The 15,750-nt window shown below is 51.6% G+C and carries 15 protein-coding genes; 8 read left to right on the forward strand and 7 right to left on the reverse strand.

What is annotated here, in order from left to right:
* Nucleotides 1–6 precede the first annotated feature (6 nt).
* From ACML7B_RS07265 to ACML7B_RS07275, 3 genes are read left to right on the forward strand one after another with little or no spacing between them, the layout of a single operon-like run.
* Nucleotides 7–1,110: an NAD(P)H-dependent flavin oxidoreductase gene (locus ACML7B_RS07265; protein ID WP_418540248.1), complete on the forward strand. Its 1,104-nt coding sequence runs from the start codon at nucleotides 7–9 to the stop codon at nucleotides 1,108–1,110.
* A gap of 43 nt (nucleotides 1,111–1,153) precedes the next feature.
* A complete protein-coding gene (locus tag ACML7B_RS07270; protein WP_418540250.1) occupies nucleotides 1,154–1,621 on the forward strand; it encodes a MarR family winged helix-turn-helix transcriptional regulator in 468 nt (155 codons plus the stop codon).
* A gap of 53 nt (nucleotides 1,622–1,674) precedes the next feature.
* A complete protein-coding gene (locus ACML7B_RS07275; RefSeq protein WP_106789125.1) occupies nucleotides 1,675–2,400 on the forward strand; it encodes an NAD-dependent protein deacylase in 726 nt (241 codons plus the stop codon).
* A gap of 71 nt (nucleotides 2,401–2,471) precedes the next feature.
* Here ACML7B_RS07275 and ACML7B_RS07280 read toward each other — a convergent pair whose 3' ends face one another.
* From ACML7B_RS07280 to hydE, 4 genes are all read right to left on the reverse strand, one after another.
* Nucleotides 2,472–3,071, reverse strand: coding sequence for a putative ABC transporter permease (locus ACML7B_RS07280; protein WP_346707191.1), 600 nt, complete (start codon nucleotides 3,069–3,071; stop codon nucleotides 2,472–2,474).
* A 202-nt stretch (nucleotides 3,072–3,273) separates the two neighbouring features.
* Nucleotides 3,274–4,488: a [FeFe] hydrogenase H-cluster maturation GTPase HydF gene (hydF, locus tag ACML7B_RS07285; RefSeq protein ID WP_418540254.1), complete on the reverse strand. Its 1,215-nt coding sequence runs from the start codon at nucleotides 4,486–4,488 to the stop codon at nucleotides 3,274–3,276.
* Nucleotides 4,489–4,623: 135 nt separating this feature from the next.
* Nucleotides 4,624–6,045, reverse strand: a complete 1,422-nt coding sequence (gene hydG, locus ACML7B_RS07290) for a [FeFe] hydrogenase H-cluster radical SAM maturase HydG (protein WP_346707189.1) — start codon at nucleotides 6,043–6,045, stop codon at nucleotides 4,624–4,626.
* Between the two features lie 79 nt (nucleotides 6,046–6,124).
* Nucleotides 6,125–7,180, reverse strand: coding sequence for a [FeFe] hydrogenase H-cluster radical SAM maturase HydE (gene hydE, locus ACML7B_RS07295; protein WP_418540258.1), 1,056 nt, complete (start codon nucleotides 7,178–7,180; stop codon nucleotides 6,125–6,127).
* 374 nt (nucleotides 7,181–7,554) lie between these two features.
* On the opposite strand from hydE, the gene ACML7B_RS07300 reads away from it, so the two are divergent.
* The 4 genes from ACML7B_RS07300 to ACML7B_RS07315 all read left to right on the forward strand — a co-directional run bounded on the left by ACML7B_RS07300 (nucleotide 7,555) and on the right by ACML7B_RS07315 (nucleotide 11,443).
* Nucleotides 7,555–8,592: a 6-bladed beta-propeller gene (locus ACML7B_RS07300; protein WP_106789120.1), complete on the forward strand. Its 1,038-nt coding sequence runs from the start codon at nucleotides 7,555–7,557 to the stop codon at nucleotides 8,590–8,592.
* 169 nt (nucleotides 8,593–8,761) lie between these two features.
* On the forward strand, nucleotides 8,762–9,640 hold the full coding sequence (locus ACML7B_RS07305) for an ABC transporter permease (protein WP_418540261.1): 879 nt from the start codon (nucleotides 8,762–8,764) through the stop codon (nucleotides 9,638–9,640).
* 131 nt (nucleotides 9,641–9,771) lie between these two features.
* Nucleotides 9,772–10,770, forward strand: a complete 999-nt coding sequence (locus ACML7B_RS07310) for an ABC transporter permease (RefSeq protein WP_418540263.1) — start codon at nucleotides 9,772–9,774, stop codon at nucleotides 10,768–10,770.
* Between the two features lie 13 nt (nucleotides 10,771–10,783).
* A complete protein-coding gene (locus ACML7B_RS07315; RefSeq protein ID WP_106789117.1) occupies nucleotides 10,784–11,443 on the forward strand; it encodes an ABC transporter ATP-binding protein in 660 nt (219 codons plus the stop codon).
* 7 nt (nucleotides 11,444–11,450) lie between these two features.
* Here the strand turns inward: ACML7B_RS07315 and ACML7B_RS07320 are convergent, their stop codons facing one another.
* From ACML7B_RS07320 to ACML7B_RS07330, 3 genes are read right to left on the reverse strand one after another with little or no spacing between them, the layout of a single operon-like run.
* Nucleotides 11,451–12,578, reverse strand: a complete 1,128-nt coding sequence (locus ACML7B_RS07320; RefSeq protein WP_418540265.1) for a M56 family metallopeptidase — start codon at nucleotides 12,576–12,578, stop codon at nucleotides 11,451–11,453.
* Nucleotides 12,571–12,951 (reverse strand): BlaI/MecI/CopY family transcriptional regulator, encoded by a 381-nt coding sequence (locus ACML7B_RS07325; protein ID WP_346707183.1) that lies wholly within the window; start codon nucleotides 12,949–12,951, stop codon nucleotides 12,571–12,573. Before ACML7B_RS07325 ends, ACML7B_RS07320 begins: the two co-directional genes overlap by 8 nt.
* A 20-nt stretch (nucleotides 12,952–12,971) precedes the next feature.
* On the reverse strand, nucleotides 12,972–14,768 hold the full coding sequence (locus ACML7B_RS07330; RefSeq protein ID WP_418540268.1) for an aminopeptidase P family protein: 1,797 nt from the start codon (nucleotides 14,766–14,768) through the stop codon (nucleotides 12,972–12,974).
* Nucleotides 14,769–14,907: 139 nt separating this feature from the next.
* Here ACML7B_RS07330 and ACML7B_RS07335 point away from each other — a divergent pair, with 139 nt between their 5' ends.
* Nucleotides 14,908–15,729: a protein-ADP-ribose hydrolase gene (locus ACML7B_RS07335; RefSeq protein ID WP_418540270.1), complete on the forward strand. Its 822-nt coding sequence runs from the start codon at nucleotides 14,908–14,910 to the stop codon at nucleotides 15,727–15,729.
* The last annotated feature ends 21 nt before the right edge of the window (nucleotides 15,730–15,750 follow it).

Consider the following 15,750-nt stretch of genomic DNA (forward strand, 5'->3'; position numbering starts at 1 on the left):
AAAAGGATGGAGATCAAACCACTGAAAATGGGAGAGACAGAGGCAAGGATCCCGCTCATCCAGGGAGGGATGGGCGTCGGGATCAGCCTTGGCGGTCTGGCCGGGGCGGTTGCGAAGGAGGGCGGCATAGGGATCATCTCTGCCGCCCAGATTGGTTACCGGGAGCCGGATTTTGACCGGAATCCAAAGGAGGCCAATTTAAGGGCTATCCGGAAGGAATATGAGAAGGCCCGGAGCATTGCCCCCGACGGGGTGATCGGGTTCAATATCATGGTGGCCATGCGCCATTACGAGGAGTATGTGCAGGCGGTTGCGGACGCCGGGGCGGATCTTATCATCTCCGGCGCCGGGGTGCCCACAGATCTTCCCAGGATGGTGGGAGACCGGCAGGTGAAGCTTGCCCCCATTGTCTCCACGGAGAAGTCGGCGCGGCTCATCTTAAAGTACTGGAAGCGCAAATATGACCGGCTCCCGGACCTTCTGGTGATCGAAGGGCCCCGGGCAGGGGGACATCTGGGATTTACCAGAGACCAGCTTGCGGCTTATGGATACGGGGAAGCCGGGGATGGCTGCGGGGCTGGTTGTGAGGGCGGATACGCAGATGAGGTGACGCGGATCCTGGCTGCGGTCCGGGAGTATGAGACCGAGGGCGGCAGAAAGATCCCGGTGGCCCTTGCAGGCGGCATTTCCGGAAGGGAAGAGGCGGCCCGTGCATTTGCCCTGGGGGCGGACGCCATCCAGGTGGCCAGCCGGTTTGTCACCACTTATGAGTGCGACGCGGATCTTCGCTACAAGGAGGCCTATCTGAAGGCGGGCAAAGAGGATGTGATCCTGGTGAAAAGCCCGGTGGGCATGCCGGGGAGAGCCATCCGGAATCCATTTATGGAACGGGTGATGAGAGGAGAGCGGATCCCCCACACTCCCTGCCACGGATGTCTGCACAAATGTGATCCGGCCAACATTCCCTACTGTATCACAGACGCTCTGATCAGCGCGGCAAAGGGGGATGTGGAGAACGCCCTTCTCTTCTGCGGGGCGGACGCCTGGAAGGCGGAGCGGCTGGAGACGGTGAAAGAAGTGATTGATTCTCTCCTGCCGGAAAGCGTATAATAAGACTGTAAGATCAAACGGGAGATAAAAAGGACGGCAGATTATGGATGAGGCGTACAAGGCGATCAACGATGTTCTGGTCAATCTGATCAATGAGATCTGGGAACTGGAAGAGAAGGCGATCATCACGGAAGAATTCAAGGACCTGACCAACAATGACATGCATGTCATCGAGGCCATCGGCCTGGGGGAGGGCAGGAACATGTCCTCCATCGCGAAAAAACTGAATATCACCGTGGGAACGCTGACTACGGCGGTGAACAGCCTGGTGAACAAGAAATATGCGGTGCGCCGCAGAAGCGAGGAAGACCGCCGGGTAGTCTTCGTCAGCCTGACGGAGAAAGGGGAGCGGGCCTACCGCCACCACGAGGATTACCACCGGCAGATGACCCGGGCCATCCTGGAGAAGCTGGAGGCGGAAGAACTTCCCGTTTTGGTCAAGACGTTGGATGCGCTGACAGAGTTTTTCACCGGCTACAGCCAGAAAGACACGGGCAAAAGCGCCTCTTAGAGAAGGCGGCGTGTCTGTTTGGCGGACCGGGTGTGTGATGGGAGGAATGCCTTATGTATGAGGAAGAAGCGGCGAAACTGCAGAAGATCATCGACGACAGCGAGAGGATCGTGTTCTTTGGCGGGGCGGGAGTGTCTACGGAGAGCGGGATCCCGGATTTCCGGAGCGCGGACGGGATCTATCACCAGAAGTACCGGTACTCGCCGGAAGAGATCGTAAGCCACAGCTTCTTTGTGCGGGATACCGAGGCTTTCTACGAATTCTATAAAAGTAAGATGATGTTCCTGGACGCGAAGCCCAATGCGGCTCATGAGAAGCTGGCCCAGCTTGAGAAGGCCGGGAAGCTTCTGGCGGTGATCACTCAGAATATCGACGGGCTTCATCAGGCGGCGGGCAGTAAGGAAGTCTACGAGATCCACGGCAGTATCCTGCGCAATTACTGCCAGCGCTGCGGGAAATTTTACGACGCGGCTTATGTAAAGAACGCTCCCGGAGTTCCCCGGTGCGAATGCGGCGGCGTGATCAAGCCGGATGTGGTGCTGTATGAAGAAAGCCTGGACTCCGGGCTGATCCGCAAGAGCATTGAGGCCATCAGCCAGGCAGATACCCTGATCATCGGCGGCACCTCCCTGGTGGTGTACCCGGCAGCCGGGTTTATCGATTATTTCCGGGGGAAACATCTGGTGGTGATCAATAAGAGCGCCACAGCAAGAGAAGTGGGCGCGGAGCTGACCATCGCGGCGCCCATCGGAGAAGTGATGGGGCAGATCCGGGTGTAGAAAATCAAAAAGGGACAGGGTTTTTTCAATCTGGGACGTGGTATTTTTGAAAATACCACGTCCCCAACTTTTTACGAAGTGATCCCAAAGCCCATATTTGGGGCGATGAGGGAGCGCGCCAGATCCAGCAGGAAGAAAAAAATCAGAATGCAGCAGCAGATTTTTCGTACCCTTATGGGAATGGTCTGAAAGAGATCGTCCAGCCTGGGGGCGGCAAGATAGATGAGGAACAGTCCGCCAAGGCCAAAGATGACCAGCCCTTCCAGGCACACCCGGCCCTGGATGTTAAGGAGCATGTCCGAATAATCCCACCATCTGGCGTGGAAGAAGGTTTCCAGGAACAGGCCGGAAAAATACTCCAGACATCCGCACAGCAGGATGGTCAGCCCCAGGGTGGAAAACGGCTGATCCCGCCAGCGTTTCAACGCAAGAAGGATCAGAAGGCTGCCGCAGCCGTAGATGGGGAGCCAGGGGCCAAAGAGGACGCCCCGGTTGATGAACCTGCCGTCGATGATGATATGGAGGAACACCTCCCAGAGCCATCCGGCTGTGGAGAAGGAGAAAAATAAGAATGTCAGGGAAGAAATACTGTAGGCGCGGTCGTAGCCAATCTCGGAAAACGGGTAGATTGCAAGGACCGCGCTGCTTTTTTCCTTCATGTACTGTTTCATAAAAAATCCCCCTTCTCAAATCATTTGATGATTCGATTATAAGGGGGAAATTTGAAAAAGCCCTTTAGTAATTCTGAAGATTTATTTAATTTAGGACGTAACCTTTTTTAAAAATACTACGTCCTCAAATGACAACTACCCTGTACCTTTTTGCACGATGCCCTGTACCCAAATGACAAATGCCCTGTACCTTTTTGAATATTTAAGTGAAAATCTCCAGGCTTCGTGGGAGGATTCCTTTCATATAAGCGATGGCGGTACCGTAGTTTGTCATTGGAATCTGGGCATCTTCCGCGCATTTCAGGCGATATTTCATTTCCCGTTCGTTCAGCATACAGCCGCCGCAGTGGATGATCAGTTTGTATTTGTCTAATTCAAGCGGAAATTCGGTTCCGCTGGTAAATTCGAAGTTCAGATTTTTCCCAGTGTGGGCACTGAGCCAACGAGGCAGTTTGACGGTGCCGATATCTTCGCACTGGCGATGGTGGGTGCAGCCCTCGGCAATGAGAACGGTGTCATTGTCTTCCAGGGAATCGATGGCTTTGGCGCCGGCGGCCAGCAGGTCCAGACTGCCTTTATATCTTGCAAACAGAATGGAGAAGGAGGTCAGAGGGATCTCCCGGGGAACGATGGCTGCTACTTCTGCAAAAACCTGGCTGTCCGTGATAACAAGGGCTGGTTTTTGATTCAGGCGTGGCAGGGTTTCCGCAAGTTCACTTTCCCGCACTACAATAGGAACGGCGCCGGCTTCCAGGAGATCCCGGATAGTCTGTTGCTGAGGAAGGATCAGCCGGCCTTTGGGAGCTGCTTTATCGATAGGGACCACAAGGATGACGAATTGAAGCGGTTCTACCAGATCCGCCACGATGTGGCGGCTATCGTCTTCTTTTGGAGCCAGGAGGGCGATGGCCTCTTTTAATTCCTGGATATGATATCCGCTGGAAGCGCTGGCTGTCATCAGCTTTTCTTTGGAAATCTGCAGGAAATCAGCGGCCTTTTGGACGGCATGATCCAAATCTTTGATCTGATCAGACTTATTTAATACAACAAGAAAAGGGATCTCTTTTTTCTGAATGTGGGCGAGGGTGACGGCATCTTCATGCGAAGGGCCGGACAGGGAATCGATCACCAGGAGGGCGAGATCTGTTTTGTTTAAAATCTGAAAAGCTTTTTGAACCCGCATAGAACCCAGATTGCCTTCATCGTCGATACCTGGGGTGTCGATCATCACCACCGGACCCAGGGGAAGCAGCTCCATTGCTTTTAAGACCGGGTCGGTAGTGGTGCCTTTCACATCCGAGACAATCGCCAGACTCTGCCCGGTCAAAGCATTGATAAGGCTGGATTTCCCGGCATTTCGGCGGCCGAAGATACCGATATGAGTGCGTTCTGCGGAAGGTGTGGTATTGAGACTCATAAAAACTCCTTTCACTGTGCAAAAAGGTACGGGGTATTTTTCATTTGGGTACAGGGCATCGCGCAAAAAGGTACAGGGCAGTTGTCAATTGAGGACGTAGCAAAATTAAACTTTGCTACGTCCTCAATTAATTAATTAAAACCGGAAATCCCGCCGGTTATCTTCCCGGATCAGCTTCAGGTTTTCCAGCACGGTCGCCCGCACTTTCTCATTGGGCACGTTCAGTACTTCCTTATCGATCAGTTTATCGCCGATGGCCTTGGTGGCCGGGGAGGCGTAATCCATCAGGTATTCTTCCAGGGTCATCAGTGCGTTGGGATGGCAGCAGTTCTGGATCTGGCCGCTCTTGCACAGGGACATGAACCGGTCGCCGGTCCGTCCGGCCCGGTAGCAGGCGGTACAGAAGCTGGGGATATAATCCATCTCCATGAGCCAGCGCACCACTTCGTCCAGGGTCCGGTTATCGATGACGTCAAACTGGGCGGAGTTCTCTTCCTCCGGCTCAGGATCTACGTAACCGCCTACGCTGGTGCGGGAGCCGCCGCTGATCTGGGAGATGCCAAGATGAAGGACGCGCTCGCGGACGGTCTTGCTCTCTCTGGTGGAAATGATCATGCCGGTGTAAGGCACGGCAATACGGATGCAGGCCACCAGCTTGGCAAAGGTATCGTCGTCGATGCCGTTGGTGAAGGTGCTGGCGTCGATGTCGTCGGCATTGCGGAGCCGCGGCACGCTGATGGTGTGGGGGCCTACGCCAAATGCGGCCTCCAGGTGCTCGGCGTGCATGAGAAGCCCGGCGAATTCATAGCGGTATTTGTCCAGGCCAAAAAGAACGCCGATGCCTACGTCGTCGATGCCGCCCTCCATGGCCCGGTCCATGGCTTCGGTGTGGTAGTCATAGTCGTGCTTTGGCCCGGTGGGATGAAGCTCCAGATAGCTTTCCTTGTGGTAGGTCTCCTGGAACAGGATGTAGGTTCCGATCCCCGCCTCCTTGAGCAGCCGGTAGTTGTCCACGGTGGTGGCGGCGATGTTGATATTTACCCGGCGGATGGCGCCGTTTTTATGCTTGATACTGTAAATGGTGTTGATGGAATCCAGGTAGTACTCCATGGTGTTGTGCACCGGATCCTCGCCGGCCTCCAGCGCCAGCCGCTTGTGCCCCATATCCTGGAGGGCGATCACTTCCTGGCGGATCTCCTCCTGGGTCAGCTTCTTGCGGGCGATGTGCTTATTTTTCATATGGTAGGGACAGTAGGTGCAGCCGTTGATGCAGTAGTTGGAAAGGTACAGCGGCGCGAACAGCACGATCCGGTTTCCGTAGAAATCTTTTTTGATCTGCTCCGCCAGCTTATAGATCTTCTGGTTTAAATCCTCCTCCTCACAGACCAGGAGTACGGAGGCTTCCCGGTGGGACAGGCCCTTGCGAAGAGCCGCTTTGTCGATCAGCGCTTCGATCAGTTCCCGGTTGTTCTTGTTGGCGTCCGCATAGGCCAGAGTCTCCAGGATCTCCTGGTGGTTGATAAAATCATCGGCGTGTTTGGAATTTACATCATACATAGGTGGTTCCTCCTTAAAAATTTCTTGATCTATTACTAGGCTTTCCAGAGAGAAAACCGGTTTTTCTGAACATGCGTCCCTAAATATCTGTCATCCGGGAATCGCCCCGGGCTGTTACCACGCGGTAACCGATGGCGGTCATCTGCCGTTCCAGAAGCTCCCGCCCTTCCGCGGCTTCCGCGTCCACGGCGATCTTGTTGTCGTAGAGCAGGTACTTGGCCCGCACCGATGTGGGAGACAGGTTGGGCATGACCACGTTGGCTCCGGCCAGCACGCCCTGTTCCCGCCCATCCGGGGAAATGGTGCCAAGAGCGGTAGTTGCCGGCAGCAGCACCTTGGGAAGCAGTAGTCGCAGCAGTCCCAGCATGAACAAGGTAAGCTCCAGCGTCCCCGCAGGTTCTGTCGCAAAAGGAGTGTCGTGGTGGGGGATGAATGGCCCGATGCCCACCATATGGGGCTGCAGCTTCTCGATAAAGAGCAGATCCTCCGCCAGGTGCTCCGGCGTCTGGAAGGGGGAGCCTACCATGAATCCGGTCCCCACCTGGTAGCCGATGTCCTTTAAATCCCAGAGGCATTGCTGCCGGCGGGCGGCGGACAGGGAAGGGGGATGGAGCCTGGAGTAATGTTCCCCGTTAAATGTCTCGTGGCGCAGAAGGTACCGATCCGCCCCGGCGTCAAAAAAGGCCTGGTAGGATTCCCGGGACCGTTCCCCGATGGAAAGGGTAACTGCGCAGTCGGGATATCGGGATTTGATGGCCTGGATCAGGTCTATCATCCGCTCATCGGTGAAATAGCTGTCCTCCCCGCCCTGCAGGACGAAGGTGCGAAAGCCAAGATCGTATCCGGCGCGGCAGCAGGAGAGGATCTCTTCCTGGGAGAGCCGGTAGCGCGCCGCGTTTTTGTTGCTTCTGCGGATGCCGCAGTAGAGGCAGTCGTTCCGGCAGTAGTTGGTAAATTCAATAAGCCCCCGGATATAAATGTCATGGCTGTACCAGCGCTGCTGCTCCTGCCTGGCCAGGGAGAAAAGCTCCCGGGCAAGCTTGGGCGTGCGCCCGGCAATGAGGGCAGTCCATTCTTCTTTTGTCAGAGTGTGCTGCTCTTTCAGCCGGTAGAGCAGGGATCTTAAATCTTCCATGGGCGCCTCGCGATCTTTGTCTTGTCTGGAATAAGAAAAGGACCTGGCGCAGAAAAAGCGCCAGGTCCGCAAAAACAAAAAGGAGGTCACCTTTTTGTCTGGATCTTTCTGAAGCCGGCCGCCTTCTCACGCAGGTGCTGCCCTTTGTGGTCAGTACGTCGCAGACTGCTGCTCTGTGTCAGAATACCGCAGTCATATTTGAGGAAATTATACCATGAATGACGGCTGTTCACAACCATAGTTAAAAAATCATCGAATCTGCCAGGATTTCAGACACACGTTACATTAACATATTGCTATATTATTAAAACAATGATATATTATTTTTATAATATAAAAGAACTGTCGGATGATAAAGAGAAAGCAGGTAATGTATGAAAAAAGGATTATACATACTTTTGTTTGCGGTATTGATTATGCTATCAGGGGGCTGCAGTTCAGAGCAGAAACTGAAAAAAGAATACGAAGCGTTAATAGAAGAGACAAAGGATGACCTTCTTCCCGTATTGGATATGGAAAACGGGGAACGTAAAAAAGAGTATGATCCAGAGCTTCTCTCGGATGACACAGGTGCGTATTCAAAGGAACTATGGACAATAAGTGGCGGACAGATCGATACGCCTGCAGGAATTTTGTGCCGGGAGAAGGATATTATTTTAGTAGACCGGGGAAAGGATTGTCTGATCCGGGCAGACTATGAAGGGAATTTCATCCAAAGTGTGGGAGGTACGGGAAATGGTCCGCTGGAATTTGTCAGTCCTACCGGGATCGCCTCTTTTAAGGACAAGATTTATGTAATTGATTCGGGTAACAACAGAGTTCAGGTTCTGACGAAAGACCTTCAGTTTGAAGAGGAACTTTCCTTGGCAGATAACAGTGACGCGCCGACGGTTTATGAAAACATTGCTGTAGAATCCGAACATACGATTTATCTTTGCGGCGATTCCCTGCTGGACCGGCACATTACCAAATGGAAAGACGGGGAAACGACCGAGATCGGAGAAAACTTTTACGGATCCATCTATGGCGATGAGGGCAGGATCTATGCAGTGAACCGGGGAAATATCTGCGTGGATACAGAAGAGATCGCCATGACGGTTGTATCCGGAGATAATTACCTCTTTCAGATTGAAAATGACAAACTGACCGTGTCAGGCAGATTGCCGGACGGTCTGTCAGTGAATGCGTTTACCTGCTTTGATGATCAAGTGATCTGCTTTGCAAGCAGCCTGGCTAAACTGTATGAATTTCATACAGACGGCGAATGGGAGAAAACCCTGGCTGTATTTAAAGATCTGAATGAAAAGATCGATCTTAGGAATTATATTTCAGCCGCTGATCCTCAGCAGATCTTTCTGACAAACCCTCAGACAGGTGAAGTTTTTCGTATCAGGTGTCATACAGATGAATAAAAAAATGATTATTTTTGCCTTTTATTTGTCCTTGCTTCTTCCGGGGTACTGCCTTTCCAATGCAAAATGTTTTTACCTGCAGCTACAGAATACCTATCCGGATACCATTTATGAGGGTGGGGAACTTGGTTTCCAGGGAGAGGCTCTTGGTAAAAAGGAACAAAAGCAGATGGAACAGGTATGTGAAGGGGACATTGCTTACCAGTTCCGGACAGGGGAAATCCTCCCGGAAGTTTCCATGGAAGAAGATGTCGCTGTGCTGGGCTATGGCGGCAGAATGCAGACTTTTGCAGGGAACAGCATGGTATCAGGCCGGTTTCTGAACGGACGGGAATTCGCAGGCGATGAGAAGAAATGTGTCGTTTCAGACAAGCTTGCCGTCATGGCAGACCTGCAGATCCGCGACAGGATCAGGATCCATCGAGAGGAGTTTGAGATCATCGGGATCATGCATGGGTACGGGAAAAACAAAGTGGTGGTCCCTTATAACTGTTTCGCCGATATTTACGGCCATCACAGCATGCAGCAGTCTGTGATGGCGGAAAAGGACAGTGATCTTGGTCTGGTGAGAGAACAGCTGGCGTCGCCTGGGACAGACGGCAGCCAGATCTTTCTGCAAAGTCTGGAAGAAAGCGGGAGGGAAGGAAAAGTATTTTTAAAAAATATGATCTTATCCCGTGCCGGAGTGGGGATGGCTGTATCCGCTTTTTCGTTATTAAATATCTTTGTAATTTTACTGGGTATGATGGAGCAAAGAAAAGAAGAGTATGCAGTCAAGCGGGCAGTGGGAGCCAAAAAATCGGATCTTTTGAAGGAATTTTTAAAAGAGACCATATCCGCTATGAGTCTGGCCATCCTGCTGTTTCTTGTGTCCTTCCAGGCCATTGTACGGATATTTGCATTGGATCAGGAAGTAATATTCGACCTGTCTGTGCTCCTGGGAGTAACCGGGATCGCGTTCCTGTTCTGCCTGTGCCTGAGCGCCCTGCTGGTGAACCACTTTATGAGAAGTTCCATCTATGAACTGCTTCAAAAAGAGAGGGGATAGCCGTGTCGTATATCCTGTTTAAAGTGAAAAGAAAGCTTGTGTATCACAGAAAAATATACAGTCTGCTGCTTCTTGAAATTACAGTGGCGGTCGCGTGTATTGTTTTTGCTTTTCAATATTATTTTTACGGAATGGAAGAATCAGAAAAAACGGCGACAGCTTTCAAGAATAAAGAACTGGTCTTACAGATCACGCAGACAGATATGCAGGGGCCTTCCTTCAGGCCGGATTCGGAAGATATAAGCCGGATCCGCCAGATGTCCGGTGGAAAGATAAACTGCACGACCGCCGCTTTTCTTGTGACCTTTTCCGGGGAAGATGCGCTGGAATATGCATATATATTATCCGATCAGAAAAGCAGCGGCAGCGCATACGTGGGCAGCCGGGCACGGCAGTGGATCCGGGAAGAAAAGATCCCGGATGTAGAGGAGGCGGAAGGAAAGATCTGTATCAGGGGAACGTGGTTTCAACTGGAGAAGGTATTTTCGGATCATGTGCTTCCCCTGGACTGCTTCGACCAACCACTTGAGACGGAGAACAGCATTATTCTTTCTGCGGAGGAGCTGCCGGTCATCGGTGAAGAAGCAAACGTGCAATGTGTCATGACCATTGGCAATCAGAAAGAAAACGGTTCCGTTGCGGAAAAACTGTTACAATATCTCAATGAAAAATATGGAGAGGAATACAGCTTTTATTTCTCAAATCAGCAGTATGAAAAAGAATACCTGGTAGAATATCTTTCGCTGATACCAGGATATCTTGGAAAAGTCGCTGTGATTCTCATTTTTATCATGGCTGTTGGATATGCGGGGATTCTGAAGCTGTTCTTTCTAAAACGGATGAGCGAACTGGCCATATGTTCTGCCTGCGGCGCTTCCTACAAGAGTTTGGTTAAAGAGGTGATCCTGGAAATTGGGGCGATCTGCCTTGGTGGATGTGTGATCGGAATGGGGGCTGGAACGATCCTTACGGAAACGGTAGAATTAGGACTTCCGGTCCGTCCGGATATCCGGTCCTATCTGATCGCGCTGGTGCTGGCGTTGGCGATGACTTTCCTGCAAAGCGGCCTGGTCCTCTTGTCGCTGAAAAAGGACGGTATCTATGCGGCGCTGAGAGAAACGGGTAAATAAAAGAGAGGGTAAGATGATCGAATTAAAGGATATCTGCAAAAGCTACTATGGACAGGGGATTGAAAACAAAGTCCTGCGCCACATTGATTTTAAGATTGAAAAGGGAGAGTTTGTTATGCTGTACGGAGAATCCGGCTCCGGGAAAACGACCCTGCTGAATATGATAGGACTGCTGGATCCCTGCACATCTGGAGAGATCCTTCTTAATGGGGAAAATATAACAAACCTTGCCGGGGATGAGCAGGCAAGACTGCGAAATCAGACTTTCGGCTATGTGTTTCAGTCTTTCTATCTGATCCCGGAACTGAATGTGACGGAAAATGTATGCCTTCCGGCCGGCTATGCGGGAAAGAAAAAGAAAGAAATGGTGCGCCGTGCAGGCATTCTGCTGCAGGAAGTAGGACTGGCAGACAAGAAGAAATTCCGGCCTTCTCAACTGTCAGGAGGAGAGAAGCAAAGGGTGGCCATAGCCAGAGCGCTTATGAATGACCCGGATATCATCCTTGCAGATGAACCCACTGGGAACCTGGATTCCGGCAACAGCGGGAAAATCATGACACTTTTGAAAAAGCAGCATCTGCAGGGGAAAACAATCGTAATGGTCACACATGATCCGGAAATGGACAGGTATGCTACCAGAAAAATCAGAATGGCAGACGGGGTATTGGTATGATTCCGTTTTATTTTATTTTTAAATTTTTAAATTCTTCCGGTATTTCAATAAATGACGTAAAATATTTTCCCTCCACGTAAAGGTCATATCCATTTTCAGACTTTATAAAATAACTGTTCTCTTCTGTGATAACTACAGAGTCTTCCGTGTCAGCCGGTGTAACAGTAGCTTCTGATTCAATAACGAAAAATAAACTGAAAATCAGAAGGATCACTAAAAATAGTAATTTCAGGCTTTTTATTACAGACAGATATTTCTTCTCTGAAAAATCTTTATACAGATATTTGATACGCAGCCCTAACTGTGAATGCCTGGAACCAACAAAGTCTAAATTATAAACAGGTGTATTTTGGGCGTTCTGAAGTTTTTTTGAGATTTTGATGATCAGGGAGGCATAATCCAGCCTGTCTGCGCTGTCTCTGCCCTGCATGATCGCCTGGTCGTTTGTGATCTCCATTGCCAGGCAAAACCATTTCTTCAGAACATAGACCAGTGGATTCCACCAATGTATACAGCAGACGATATCGATTAAAAGTAATAAGATAAGATCATGTTTTTTGTAATGATATAATTCATGATCAAATATATAGGTCAGTTCTTGCTGGGAAAGATCATCCACTTCAGGTAAAATCAAAACAGGGTTGTATATTCCTGTAATGCCGGGGGATACGGGGAAGGGCACAACCGCTATTTTAACCGGCTTTGCAGAGTAATTTTGCGCAAGATCATACAAGTAACCACAGGAAGATTCTTTGGTTATTATGAATTCTCTGATACGATCTGTATAAACTTTTTTTGCTTTCAGGAACCGGCACAATTGAATGACAGCGCCGATCGCCCAGATACCGTATAAACAGTCAAATACCATAAGCGACGTATCTGCTATGCTGGCGGAAAGAACATCCATAACCGGGCGGACAAAATCCTTGATGTAAATAGAATATGTAAATGGGAAATTGACCGGCAACGTCATTCTTAAGCATATAACAGAAATGATGGCGAAAAAAATTCTTGTGTTTGCCTTGTCATACAAAAATCCGCATTTGATCGACAGTAAGAAAAAAACCAGCAGCAAAGAAATTGCAATAAGACAAGTCAAAACAGGTCCGGGTGATAATATCAGCGCTTTAATCATGCTTTAACTCTAACTTTCTCTTCTCGATCATTTTTTCCAATTCTGCCAGATCATCCATATTTGTCTGTTCTTTGATCAAGGAGGCGCATAGGGAAAAGGAATCGTGACCGTTGCCCATAATATCGTTACATGCCTCCTTCAAATATTCTGTTTTCGTGAAGGTGGGCAGGTAGCTTCTGGTCAGGACAGTGCCGCTGTAAACGATATCTGCCACCTGAATATAGTCTTTTTTTAATAATTCGCGCAGGCAGGTCTGAACTGTGTTGGTATTAAAAGAAGGATTGCTTTTTTCGATTTCAGAAGAGATCATGGGTTTGTTGTGATCCCATAATACCTTCATAACTTCTAACTGTTTTTGGGTTAACTTTCTCATTGCGTTACTCCTTCACATTTTCAGATTTCCCGGGTGCAGGATTCAAGCCATTCCTGCTCTTCTTTGGAAAGTTCCGGCGCAAGCGTCTCGTACACCCGCCGGTGATAGGCGTTGAGCCGCTGCCGGTCCGTTTCGTTAAGAAGGGCGGGGTCTACCGCGTCCAGGTCGATGGGGACCAGGGTAAGAGATTCAAAGCACAGGAATCTCCCATAGTCTGTCTCCTGTCCCTCACGGCAGAGCAATTCATTTTCCAGCCGGATGCCGTGCTTCCCGGTGATGTAGAGGCCGGGTTCGTCGGTGGTGACCATGCCGGGGACAAGGGGCACAGGCGGATCGGATTTTCTCGTTTTCCAGCTGAAGCGGTTGGGTCCCTCATGGACGTTCAGGAGATGGCCCACGCCGTGTCCGGTTCCGTGGAGGAAGTCCAGTCCCTGCTCCCAGAGGGGCTGGCGGGCCAGGACGTCCAGGTGATGGCCATCTGCGCCTTCCGGAAAGCGGGCGTACATCAGGTTCAGCATACACCGCAGCACCAGGGCGAAATGGGCTTTTTCTTCGGAAGTCAGCGGCCCCAGGGCAAAGGTGCGGGTAATGTCGGTGGTCCCTTCCAGGTACTGGCCGCCGGAATCCACCAGGAACAGTCCCCGGGGTTCTAGGGGGATGTCGCTTTCCGGGGTGACCGCGTAGTGGACGATGGCGCCGTGGGGGCCGTAGCCTGCGATGGTGTTGAAACTCAGGCCAAGGCTGTGGATTGCTTCCCGGCGCATGGAATCCAGATGTTCCATGGCGGAGGCCTCTGTGAGGGCGCCTTCCTTCACGGTTTCTTTCAGCCATTTCATAAAGCGGACCATGATGATTCCGTCGCGGATATGAGCGGTCCGGGTCTGGGAGATCTCCACTTCATTTTTTACTGCCTTCAGTTCCAGAACCGGGTCCGGGGCATTAAGGATCTGCGCGCCGTTCTCGGAGAGGATTTGAAAAAGGCGGTAATTGGACTGGGCTTCTGAGAACAGGATTTTCTGCCCGCCCCAGGTTTTTGCCGTCTCATAAACTTCTTCATAGGGGCAGACTGATATGCCAAGGGACGCAAGATGGCCCTGTGCTTCAGCCGTCAGTTTTGTTTCATCCAGATACAGGCGGACAAAGTCCCGGCCGATCACTGCGTAGGAGAGGAAGACCGGGTTGTAGGCCACATCGCTTCCCCGCAGGTTGAAGAGCCAGGCGATCTCGTCCAGAGCGCAGATCACATGGATGTCCGCTCCCGCCTGGGCCATGTTCGCCCGGACGTCCGCAAGCTTGTCTTTTGTGGAGCGGCCGGCGAAGGATTCGTCATAGAGCCAGATCTTCTCCCCTGCAAGGGCAGGGCGGTCCGTCCAGATTTCTGCCGCCGGGTCTGTGGAAGGATCCAGGGAAATACCCTTCTCCTCCAGCGCATTTGCAAGAGCTTTCCCGGCTGAGGCGGAGATGGTCCTGCCGTCTGCGCCGACCCGGTCCCCTGGCTCAAGATGCGCGGTGAGAAATTCTTCGATGGTGGGAACCCCTGGGATCTGCATTTTATAGAGGTCAATACCGGTTCCCGCAAGCTGCGCTTCTGCCTGGAGGAAGTACCGGCCGTCAGTCCAGAGCCCGGCCTGGTCCGGCAGCACCACCAGTGTGCCGGCGGAACCGGTGAAGCCGGACAGCCAGGCCCGGAATTTGAAATGTTCGCCTACATATTCTGACAGATGATAATCTGCCGTTGGGATATAGCATGCGGCAAGGCCTTCTTTTGCCATGGCGGCGCGAAGGGCGGCAAGCCGTTCTTTGATCCGTGTGTTCATGTGCCAAACCTCCTGGGTTGCATGGAAACTATATGGGTTATTATATCACGGAGGACAGGAAGAGAGTAGGGGCTCTTTTCTCTTTTGCGGCAACGTGGTAGAATAAGCGGGAAAGAGAGAGAACGGAGGGAAGAAAACCGTGACCAGAGATGAGAAAGTGACCCGGCTGATCCAGCTTCTGAAGGAAGAGAATCCAGGGTACGCCGTGATAGAGATCCCGGACGGGCCAGAGGAGAGACGCCGTTTTCTCCGCAGCCTGATGAACGTGCGCTGGCCGGGAGAGGCGAGCGAAGAGTATCTGCAGCTTCAGGATAATCTGCTGCAGGAAGAGGCGAGAGAGAAAGGGATCGTACAGCCGGAAGAGATCCCGGCAGTCTGGGAGACATTTCCAGAGGCAGAACTTCGGAACGGGGACCGGATTGCTCTCTGGCAGGGAGACATCACCCGGCTTGCGGCGGACGCCATTGTCAATGCGGCCAACAGCCAGCTGCTGGGGTGTTTTGTTCCCTGCCACGGCTGTATCGACAATGCCATCCATTCCGCGGCCGGGATCCAGCTCCGCAACGAATGCGCCCGGATCATGGAAGCGGAGGGGCGGGAAGAGAAAACCGGACAGGCCAGGATCACAGCAGGCTATAACCTGCCCGCCCGGCATGTGATCCATACCGTGGGGCCTGTGGTGGGGCAGCAGGTGACAGACCGGCAGAAAGAAGAATTACGAAGCTGCTACCAGAGCTGCCTTAAGCTGGGAGATCAGGAAGGACTTTCCACCATCGCCTTTTGCTGTATCTCCACCGGAGAATTCCATTTCCCCAACAAACTGGCGGCTCAGATCGCCCTGGACACCATCGACCGGTGCTTGAGCCGGATGAGATTGTCCAAGGTGATCATCAATGTATTCAAGGACGAAGATCTGCACATCTATCAGAAACTGATCCAAAAAGGGACAGGGTATTTTTAATCTGGGACGTGGTATTTTTAA

Source organism: Massilistercora timonensis, from assembly GCF_048354975.1.
Taxonomy (GTDB): Bacteria; Bacillota; Clostridia; order Lachnospirales; family Lachnospiraceae; genus Massilistercora; species Massilistercora timonensis.